The sequence below is a fragment of the Sphingomonas sp. ABOLG genome, from assembly GCF_003950435.1.
Lineage (GTDB): Bacteria > Pseudomonadota > Alphaproteobacteria > Sphingomonadales > Sphingomonadaceae > Sphingomonas > Sphingomonas panaciterrae.
In genome coordinates this window covers 94,927-104,655 of the sequence record NZ_QQWW01000012.1, presented here as the reverse complement: position 1 = coordinate 104,655, position 9,729 = coordinate 94,927, and the positions used below count along the sequence as shown (strand labels likewise).

Annotated in this window: 7 protein-coding genes, 1 tRNA gene and 1 pseudogene; 8 read left to right on the top strand and 1 reads right to left on the bottom strand. The window is 66.2% G+C overall.

Annotation, left to right across the window (positions count from 1 at the left end):
- The first annotated feature begins 50 nt into the window (after positions 1–50).
- Positions 51–127 (top strand) — tRNA-Met (locus CA236_RS14190).
- Between the two features lie 156 nt (positions 128–283).
- On the opposite strand, the pseudogene CA236_RS14185 reads toward CA236_RS14190, so the two are convergent.
- A pseudogene (locus CA236_RS14185) lies at positions 284–487 on the bottom strand (transposase); the annotation flags it as partial.
- A 360-nt stretch (positions 488–847) separates the two neighbouring features.
- Between CA236_RS14185 and CA236_RS14180 the strand changes: the two are divergent.
- From CA236_RS14180 to CA236_RS14150, 7 genes are all read left to right on the top strand, one after another.
- Positions 848–1,726 (top strand): TorF family putative porin, encoded by an 879-nt coding sequence (locus CA236_RS14180; protein ID WP_125946076.1) that lies wholly within the window; start codon positions 848–850, stop codon positions 1,724–1,726.
- 113 nt (positions 1,727–1,839) lie between these two features.
- Positions 1,840–1,929: a K(+)-transporting ATPase subunit F gene (gene kdpF / locus CA236_RS14175; protein ID WP_125946075.1), complete on the top strand. Its 90-nt coding sequence runs from the start codon at positions 1,840–1,842 to the stop codon at positions 1,927–1,929.
- 13 nt (positions 1,930–1,942) lie between these two features.
- Positions 1,943–3,646: a potassium-transporting ATPase subunit KdpA gene (gene kdpA / locus CA236_RS14170; RefSeq protein WP_125946074.1), complete on the top strand. Its 1,704-nt coding sequence runs from the start codon at positions 1,943–1,945 to the stop codon at positions 3,644–3,646.
- Positions 3,647–3,657: 11 nt separating this feature from the next.
- On the top strand, positions 3,658–5,709 hold the full coding sequence (gene kdpB, locus CA236_RS14165; protein WP_125946073.1) for a potassium-transporting ATPase subunit KdpB: 2,052 nt from the start codon (positions 3,658–3,660) through the stop codon (positions 5,707–5,709).
- 12 nt (positions 5,710–5,721) lie between these two features.
- A complete protein-coding gene (gene kdpC / locus CA236_RS14160) occupies positions 5,722–6,294 on the top strand; it encodes a potassium-transporting ATPase subunit KdpC (protein WP_125946072.1) in 573 nt (190 codons plus the stop codon).
- On the top strand, positions 6,294–8,969 hold the full coding sequence (locus tag CA236_RS14155) for a sensor histidine kinase KdpD (RefSeq protein ID WP_125946071.1): 2,676 nt from the start codon (positions 6,294–6,296) through the stop codon (positions 8,967–8,969). The genes kdpC and CA236_RS14155 overlap by 1 nt, the downstream gene beginning before the upstream one ends.
- A gap of 1 nt (position 8,970) precedes the next feature.
- The gene (locus CA236_RS14150; protein WP_241212668.1) at positions 8,971–9,621 is read left to right on the top strand and encodes a response regulator transcription factor; all 651 of its coding nucleotides are present in this window, start codon (positions 8,971–8,973) and stop codon (positions 9,619–9,621) included.
- The last annotated feature ends 108 nt before the right edge of the window (positions 9,622–9,729 follow it).

Here is a 9,729-nt window from a genome sequence, read left to right as displayed (position 1 = left end):
CGCTAATCACGGAGGCGTTCGTGTTTCCAAAACGGACAAAAACACAGTGTCGCGGGGTGGAGCAGCCCGGTAGCTCGTCAGGCTCATAACCTGAAGGTCACAGGTTCAAATCCTGTCCCCGCAACCAAACACACACACGCCGCCCTTCAGGGCGGCGTTGTCGTTTGTAGGGCCTGGCCAAGGAACTGGAACGCACCAGCTCCGGCGCGGCAACCATCCTCGCTCAGCCGGCTTAGGGCCCTGTAGGCGTTCGGCGCACATGGCTAGCGTTAGGACTCGTTGATCACGGTGAGAATACAACCTTGGCCGCGACGGCAACGGCGGAAAAGAAGGCGCTCGGCCAGCGATCGTAGCGGGTCGCGACGCGGCGCCAGTCTTTGAGGCGACCGAACATGATCTCGATCCGGTTACGTCGCCGATAGCGGCGCTTATCGTATCTGACCGGGTCGTTGCGCGATCGCCGGCACGGGATGCAAGGCTGTATGCCCACCGTGCGGTGCGCCCGCAGCCAGCGCCTCCATCATTCGCGTGAACACGCCGCGCTCGCCCCATCGCTTCCAGCGGTTGAAGAGCGTGTTGTGCGAGCCTAGCGCTCGGCGCATCTCGCCAGCGCAGCTCATTCCGGTCTCGTTGCGGACCCTGAATCAGACCGCGACACTCACATCACTGGATCCTGACCCGAGGATCACTTCACTGCCGCGACTGCCGGCGGCTCTAAAAGCGACATCTATATGCGAACACTATGTGAATTGCGGGAATCGCTCTCGAATTCATACGCAACGTGCGCCTAATCGCACGTCCCTGAAGGCGCCGTCATCCGACGGAAGGCCGCTCGAAGGGGTGCATGATGAAGGTCCATTTCGTTGCCGCAACCGCCTGCCTATTGGCGCTGCCGGTGGAGGCGCAGGCGCAGTCCACGGCCAATGACAAGGCAGGGGCCGCAGCCGACACCGCTCCACCGCCCGCGATCACCGTCAGCGGCTCGGTGTCGGTCACGTCCGACTACCGCTTCCGCGGTGTATCGCAATCCGATCAGGAAATGGCCGTCCAGGGCGGCATCACCGTCGCGCACGACAGCGGTTTCTATATCGGGACCTGGGCGTCGAACCTGGCTGGCTGGGGCACGTTCGGCGGCGCCAACATGGAACTCGACCTGATCGGGGGGTACAAGGCGACGCTTGCCGACAACGTTACCCTCGACGTCGGACTGACCTGGTACATGTACCCAAGCGGCGCGGACAAGACCGACTTTGCCGAGCCCTACATCAAGCTGACCGGTACCGCCGGTGCCGCCACGCTGACGGCGGGCGTCGCCTATGCGCCAAAGCAACAGGCGCTCGGCAAATGGTACAATACGGGCACTGATGCTGCGGACGGGGTCTACAACAATCCCGGTGCAAAGGACGACAACTTCTATCTGTGGGGTGACGGTGCGCTGCCGCTGGCTGGCACGCCGATCACCGCCAAGGCGCATATCGGGCGCAGCTGGGGTCAGAGCGGCCTGGGTCCGAATGCGACGGCGGTGTCGCCTACCGGGCGGTACTGGGACTGGTCGCTGGGCGCCGATGCCACGTGGCAGAGCCTGACCTTCAACGTCAGTTACGTCGACACCGACATCTCCAACCGCGAGGCTGCCTACCTCCGCCCCAGCTTCAGCAAGGGCCAGGACGGCACCGGCAACATCGCCGACGGCACGGTCGTGGTGTCGCTGACGGCAGCCTTCTGATCATTGGAGGAAACCGATGCAGGACCTGCTCTGGATCGCGATCATCGTCGGGCTGTTCGCGCTGACCCTCGCCTACGCCCGCCTGTGCGACAACGGTTGAGGGAGTTCACGCGATGACGCTCGATCTCTGGCTGGCGGCGCTGACCGCCATTGGCCTTCTTTTCTATCTCGTGGCGGTGCTGATCCGCCCCGAGCGCTTCTGAAAGGAGCGGCTCCATGACATTCCAGGGCTGGTTCCTGATCCTCCTGTTCGTCGGCATCCTGCTGGCGCTCACCAAGCCCGTGGGGCTGTGGCTCCACGCGCTCTATGAAGGGCGGCGCACGCCGCTCCATGCCGTGCTCGGCCCGGTCGAGCGCGGCTTCTACAGACTGTCGGGCATCGATCCGAACCAGGAGCAGGGCTGGCGACGCTACGCCGTCCACATGCTGCTGTTCAACGTCGCGCTGCTGGTCCTGACCTATGCGGTGCTGCGGCTGCAGGGCGTGCTGCCGGGCAATCCGCAAGGTCTGGCCGGGCTGTCGCCGGATCTCGCGTTCAACACCGCTATCAGCTTCACCGCCAACACCAACTGGCAAAGCTATGGCGGCGAGAGCACCATGTCGAACCTCAGCCAGATGCTGGGGCTGACAATCCACAATTTCCTGTCGGCCGCGACAGGCATCTCTCTGGCCTTTGCATTGTTCCGCGGCTTCGCGCGGCGCGAGGCCAGGGCGATCGGCAACTTCTGGGCCGACGTCACGCGCATCACGCTCTACCTGCTGCTGCCGATCTGCGTCGTTTACGCGATCTTCCTGATCGCCTCGGGTGTGCCGCAGACGATGGGGGGCGCGGTCGACGTGAACACCCTGGAAGGTGTCCGCCAATCGATCCTGCTCGGTCCGGTCGCGTCACAGGAGGCGATCAAGATGCTCGGCACCAATGGTGGCGGCTTCTTCAACGCCAATTCGGCGCATCCGTTCGAAAATCCGACCGCGCTGACCAACCTCGTCCAGATGCTGTCGATCTTCCTGATCGGCTTCGGCCTCACCTGGACGTTCGGCAAGGCGGTCGGCAACACGCGCCAGGGCTGGGCGATCCTGTCGGCGATGGTGATCCTGTTCCTCGCCGGCGTCACCGTCACCTACTGGCAGGAGGCTGCCGGCAACCCGATCCTGCGCCAACTGGGTGTCGCTGGCGGCAACATGGAGGGCAAGGAGGTTCGCTTCGGCATCGCCGCCAGCGCGCTCTTCTCGGTCGTCACGACCGCCGCCTCGTGCGGTGCGGTAAACGCGATGCACGACAGCTTTACCGCGCTCGGCGGCATGATCCCGCTGTTCAACATGCAGCTTGGCGAGGTCGTGATCGGCGGCGTGGGTGCGGGCATCTACGGCTTCCTGCTCTTCGCCATCCTCGCGGTCTTTGTCGCCGGGCTGATGGTGGGCCGTACGCCGGAATATGTCGGCAAGAAGATCGAGGCGCGGGAGGTGAAGCTCGCTGTGCTGGCGATCGCGGTGCTGCCGCTCGTCATCCTTGGTCTCACCTCGCTGTCGTCGGTTCTCCCGCAAGGGCTGGCCGGTCCGCTCAACAAGGGGCCGCACGGCTTTTCGGAGATCCTCTATGCCTTCACCAGCGCCGTGGGCAACAATGGCTCCGCCTTCGCCGGTCTGACGGCCAACACGCCCTATTACAACGGGCTGCTTGGGCTCGCGATGTGGTTCGGCCGCTTCTTCGTCATCGTGCCGATGCTGGCGATCGCCGGTGGTCTCGCGGCCAAGAAGCACACGCCGGAAAGCGCGGGCTCGTTCCCGACCACCGGTGGTCTGTGGATCGGCCTGCTGGTCGGCATCGTGCTGATCCTGGGCGGTCTCACCTTCCTGCCGAGCCTCGCGCTCGGTCCCATCGCCGATCATCTCGCGATGATCCGCGGCCAGCTGTTCTGATCGGGGGCCCCATGGCAAAAGCCCAATCTCAAAAAACCTTGTCCAGGAGCCTGTTCACGGCCGATTTGGTCGTGCCGGCGATCAAGGCTTCGTTCCTGAAGCTCAATCCCAGGGAACTCGTCCGTAACCCGGTGATGTTCGTCACCGCGGTCGTCGCGCTGCTGATGACGATCCTGCTTGTCGTCGGACACGACGATCTCAGCGTCGCCTTCAAGGCGCAGCTCGCCGTCTGGCTGTGGCTGACGGTGCTGTTCGGCACCTTTGCCGAGACGCTGGCCGAAGGGCGCGGGAAGGCGCAGGCTGCCAGCTTGCGCGCGACCAAGGCGGAACTGACCGCCAAGCGGCTGAAGGGCGACGGCCGTCAATATGACGATGTCCCCGCGAGCCAGCTGAAGGTCGGCGATATCGTGCTGGTCGAGACCAATGACCTGATCCCCTCCGATGGCGAAGTCGTCGCGGGCGTCGCCAGCGTCAACGAGGCCGCGATCACGGGCGAAAGCGCGCCGGTGATCCGCGAGGCGGGCGGTGATCGGTCAGCCGTCACCGCGGGTACGCGCGTCATCTCGGACAAGATCCGCGTGAAGGTGACGGTGGAGCCCGGCAAGGGTTTCCTCGATCGGATGATCGCGCTGGTCGAGGGGGCCGAACGGCAGAAGACGCCGAACGAGATCGCGCTGACGATCCTGCTCGTCGGGCTGACGATCATCTTCCTCATCGCGGTGGCCACAATTCCCGGCTTTGCCTCATATGCCGGCGGCGGGATCCCGGTGGCGATGCTCGCCGCATTGCTCATCACGCTGATCCCGACGACGATCGCCGCGCTGCTCTCGGCGATCGGCATCGCTGGCATGGACCGGCTAGTGCGGTTCAACGTGCTCGCCAAATCGGGCCGCGCGGTGGAGGCGGCGGGGGACATTGACGTGCTGCTGCTCGACAAGACGGGCACGATCACCGTCGGCGACCGGGCGGCGAGCGAGTTTCGCGCGATCAGCGGCACCAGCGTGCAGGCGCTTGCCGAAGCCGCGCTGCTGGCGAGCCTGGCGGACGAGACGCCGGAGGGCCGCTCGATCGTGATGCTGGCGCGCGAGGCGTTCGGCGTCACCATCACGACGTTGCCCGAGGGGGCGGAGGTGATCCCGTTTAGCGCCCAGACGCGGCTTTCCGGCGTTAGGGCCGGAGCCTCGTTGATCCAGAAGGGGGCGGTTGATTCGGTGTTGCGCGCCAATTCGGGCGTGAGCGAGACGGCGGCGGCGACCGAGCTTCGCCGCATCACTGACGAGATCGCCCGGGGGGGCGGCACGCCGCTGGCGGTGGTGCAGGACGGACGCCTGCTTGGTGCGATCTTCCTCAAGGACGTGGTGAAGGCTGGCATCCGCGAACGGTTCGGGGAGCTGCGCCAGACGGGGATCCGCACGGTGATGATCACCGGCGACAATCCGCTGACCGCCGCCGCGATTGCCGCCGAGGCCGGTGTGGACGACTTCCTTGCCCAGGCAACGCCCGAGGACAAGCTGGCACTGATCCGAAAGGAGCAGACCGGCGGGCGATTGGTGGCGATGTGCGGCGACGGCACCAATGACGCGCCCGCGCTGGCGCAGGCCGATGTCGGCGTGGCGATGAACACCGGCACGCAGGCGGCGCGCGAGGCGGGCAATATGGTCGATCTCGACAGCGATCCGACCAAGCTGATCGAGGTCGTGGGGCTGGGGAAGCAATTGCTGATGACCCGCGGCGCGCTGACGACCTTCTCGGTCGCGAACGACGTGGCGAAATATTTCGCGATCATCCCCGCGATGTTCGTCGCGCTCTACCCGGAGCTGGGCGTGCTGAATGTGATGGGGCTGGAAACGCCGCAGTCCGCGATCCTCTCGGCGATCATCTTCAACGCCGTCATCATTCCGCTGCTGGTGCCGCTGGCGCTGCGCGGCGTCACGTACCGACCGATGGGCGCAGGGCCACTGCTGGCCCGAAACCTCGCCATCTACGGCCTCGGCGGCCTCGTTGCCCCGTTCGTCGGCATCAAGATCATCGATCTTGTCGTCGGCGGCCTCGGCCTCGCGTAAGGGAGCTTTCACATGGGCAAGGACTTTACCTCGGCGCTTCGCCCCGCAGTCGTCATGACGATCCTGTTTGCGGGCTTGCTGGGGCTGGCGTATCCGTTGGCGATGACGGGGATCGGGCAGCTGCTGTTCCCACACCAATCCAATGGCAGCCTGGTGCGCGATCCGGCCGGCCGGGTGATCGGGTCGACTGTGGTCGGCCAGGCGTTCGTCACGGATCGCTATTTCCAGACACGCCCGTCGGCGGCCGGCAAAGGCTATGACGGGCTGGCATCCTCGGGATCGAACCTCGGCCCCGCCGCGCAGGCGCTGGTCGATCGGGTGACGCCTGACGTCGCCAGGCGCCGTGCCGAAGGCATCGACGGGCCGCTGCCGGCGGATCTAGTGACCGCCAGCGGCTCGGGGCTCGACCCGGATCTGTCGCCGGCCGCCGCACTGGCACAGGTACCGCGCATTGCCCGGATCCGGCGTCTGCCGGAGGCGGAGGTCCGCGCGCTGGTGACCGCGCACGTCCAGGGCTCGATCCTCGGTGAGCCGCACGTCAACGTCCTCGCCCTTAACCGGGCGCTGGACGGCATGGGGCGCTGATGGCGGGATCCGGTGACGGCAGACCTGATCCGGATGCTCTGCTGCGTCAGGCGGCGCAGGAGGGACGGGGGCGGCTGAAGATATTCCTCGGTGCGGCCCCCGGCGTCGGCAAGACATATGAGATGCTGTCCGAGGGCGCGGCGCGGGAGCGCGACGGCGTCGACGTCGTGATCGGCGTGGTCGAGACGCATGGCCGGATCGAAACCGAGGCGCTGACCCGCGGCCGCGACATCATCCCCCGCCGCCGCGTCCTCTATGAGGGGCGAACGCTGCTTGAGATGGATCTCGACGCCATCCTGGCGCGTCGTCCGCGGCTGGTGCTGGTCGATGAGCTCGCACACACCAACGCGCCGGGCAGCCGCCATCCCAAGCGCTATCAGGATGTGGAGGAACTGCTCGCCGCGGGCATCGACGTCTATTCGACGGTGAATATCCAGCACGTCGAAAGCCTGAACGATATCGTCGCGAGCTTCACCCGCGTCCGCGTGCGCGAGACGGTGCCCGATCGTATCCTGGAGCAGGCGGAGGTCGAGGTCGTCGACATTCCGCCTGACGAGCTGATCGAGCGGCTGAAGGCGGGCAAGGTCTATCTGCCTGCCGAGGCGACGCGCGCACTCGGCCACTTCTTCTCCAAGTCCAACCTGTCCGCGCTGCGCGAACTGGCGTTGCGCCGCGCCGCCCAAGTGGTCGACGCGCGCATGCTCGACGATGTGCGCGCGCTCGGGCTTGGCGGAACCTGGGCGGGCAGTGAGCGGATAGTGGTGGCGATCAGCGAGCTGCCGGGCTGCGATGCGCTGGTCCGCGCCGCAAAGCGCGTCGCCGATGGTTTGCGCGGGCCGTGGACGGCGGTGTTCATCGAAACGCCGCGCGCGGCCCATTTCACTGATGAGCAGCATGCCCGCGTCGCCGCGACGATGACGCTTGCGACGCAGCTTGGCGGAGCGGTGGCGACCGTACCGGCCGAAAATGTGGTCAGCGGCATTCAGTCGGTCCTCCTCGACCTGCGCGCGACCCAGCTGGTGCTGGGCAAATCGCATCGGTCGCGCTGGTTCGAGCTGCGCCATGGATCGATCGTGGACAAGCTGGTCCGGGATACGCCGGATGTCACCGTACACGTCCTGCCGATGCCGGTATCACCGCCCTCCAACCCGCGCATCCTGAAGTGTCCGGGCCATTCGGGAACGCGATCTGGCTATGCGATCACGACGGCGATGGTGGCGGGTGTCACGGCGCTCGCCAGCGCCCTGTTCCAGATCCTCGATCTCGGCAACGTTGCGCTGCTCTACCTGTTGCCCGTCATGGCCGCCGCCAGCCTCTTCGGGTTGCGTACCGGGCTGTATGCCGGGATCGCGTCGAGCCTTGCCTATAATTTCTTCTTCCTCCCGCCCACCGGCACGCTGACGATCAGCAATCCGGAGAACCTGATCTCCGCCATCGTCCTGCTCGGCATCGCGATCGCGACCAGTCAGTTGACCGCGCGCGTGCGGGCACAGGCGGACTTGGCCACCGCCAGTTCACGCACCAACGCCATCCTGGCCGGCTTCGTGCGCCAGATCGCGGCGGTCAATGATCCCGATGTCGCCGCGCAAATGATCTGCGACGATGTCCATCGCCTGCTCGACGTGCAAGTCGTGCTGCTCGGTCGCACGACCGGCTCTGAACTCGAGATTCTGGCGGCCAGCGACCCGGCCTACCGCCTCGACATCATGGACAATGCGGCGGCCAGCTGGGCGTTCGATACTGGCAGCCCGGCGGGCAAGGGTTCGGGCACGCTCGCCGCATCGGAATGGCTGTTTCAGCCAATGAAGGCAGGCGACCGGGTGCTGGGCGTGCTGGGCGTCGCCAGCGACAGGGCAGGGAGCCCCATTCGCGCCGATCAATTGCCCTTGCTCAGCAGCCTGATCGATCAATCGGCGCTCGTGCTTGAGCGCCTGCGGCTCCAATCCGAGATGCGCGACCTCGACGTCGTTCGCACGCGCGATCGGCTGCGCGCGGCGTTGCTGTCATCGGTCAGCCACGACCTGCGCACGCCGCTCACCGCAGTCATCGCCGCTGCGGCCGAGCTGCATCATGGCGTGACGCCCGAGCTGATCGGCACGATCGAGGGCGAGGCGCAGCGGCTCAACCGCTTCGTCGCCAACCTGCTGGACATGGCGCGGGTCGAGGCCGGCGCGCTGAAACTGAACGTCGAGGCGATCGACCTCAGCGATGCCGTCACCGGCGCCGCGCATGATGCCAGGCGCGCGCTGGAGGGGCATGAGGTGCGGCTGGAGGTGCCGCCCGATCTGCCGCTTGTCCGGGCCGATCCGCAACTGCTCCATCATTGCCTGCTCAACCTGCTCGACAATGCGGGGCGCTACGGCGAACCGGGCACCGAGATCGTCATCGAAGGGCGCAACCGTTTCGGCGACTTGCGGCTGGCGGTGCTCGATCATGGCCCCGGCCTGCCGCCGGGACGCGAAGGCGAGGTGTTCGAGACCTTCACCCGTTTCGAAGGGTCCGATCGTGCGATCGGCGGAACGGGGCTGGGCCTTGCCATCGTCAAGGCGTTTGCCGACGCGATGGGCATGAGCGTGGAGGCGGCGAACCGGACGGACGGCAAAGGCGCCGTGTTCACCCTGATCTTTCCATCCAAGCTGGTCGTCCGCGATCTATCGACCGAAGGTGCTTCCTGACATGCCAGCCAAAGTGCTTGTGGTGGATGATGACGCGGCGATCCGCCGCCTGCTGCGCAACACATTGCTTCGGGCGGACTATGAAATTGTCGAGGCGGAGAATGCCAAGGTCGCGCTGCGTCAGGTCGCGGCCGAGCATCCGGCTGCGATCCTGCTCGACCTGGGCCTGCCCGATCGCGACGGCCTCAGCATCATTCCCCAGCTGCGTGCGCATGGCGACCTCGTCATCCTTGTGGTGTCCGCGCGCGATGCCGTCGACGAGAAGGTGGCCGCCCTCGATCTTGGCGCAGACGATTTCGTGACGAAGCCGTTCGACACCGAGGAACTGCTCGCCCGCCTCAGGGTCGCGCTGCGTCATCAGCAATCCTCCGGGACGATCCAGAAGATCGTCAGCCGGGGCGATCTCAGCATCGACCTCGACCGGCGGATCGTGTGCCGCCACGGCAAGGAGGTTCACCTGACCCGCAAGGAGTACGAGGTTCTGGGCGTGTTGGCGGAGCACATCGGACGGGGTCGTGACCAGGGGCCGTGTGGCCGGCGTGGGGTGGGTGGCGGGGGGGGCGCCGGGGGGCGATTCCCTCGGGATCGTCGTACGGACTCTCGGCCAGAAGCTGGGGGCGCCAGGGCCGGTCGGCGGCGTCATCGCGAATGAACTCGGCGTGGGCTATCGGCTCCGTGCCGACCCGTGAGCCGCGGTTCAGTAGGACGAAGACTCCCTCCGGCTCCTCGCATCATCACTCGGGGCCGGCACTCTCAGCGC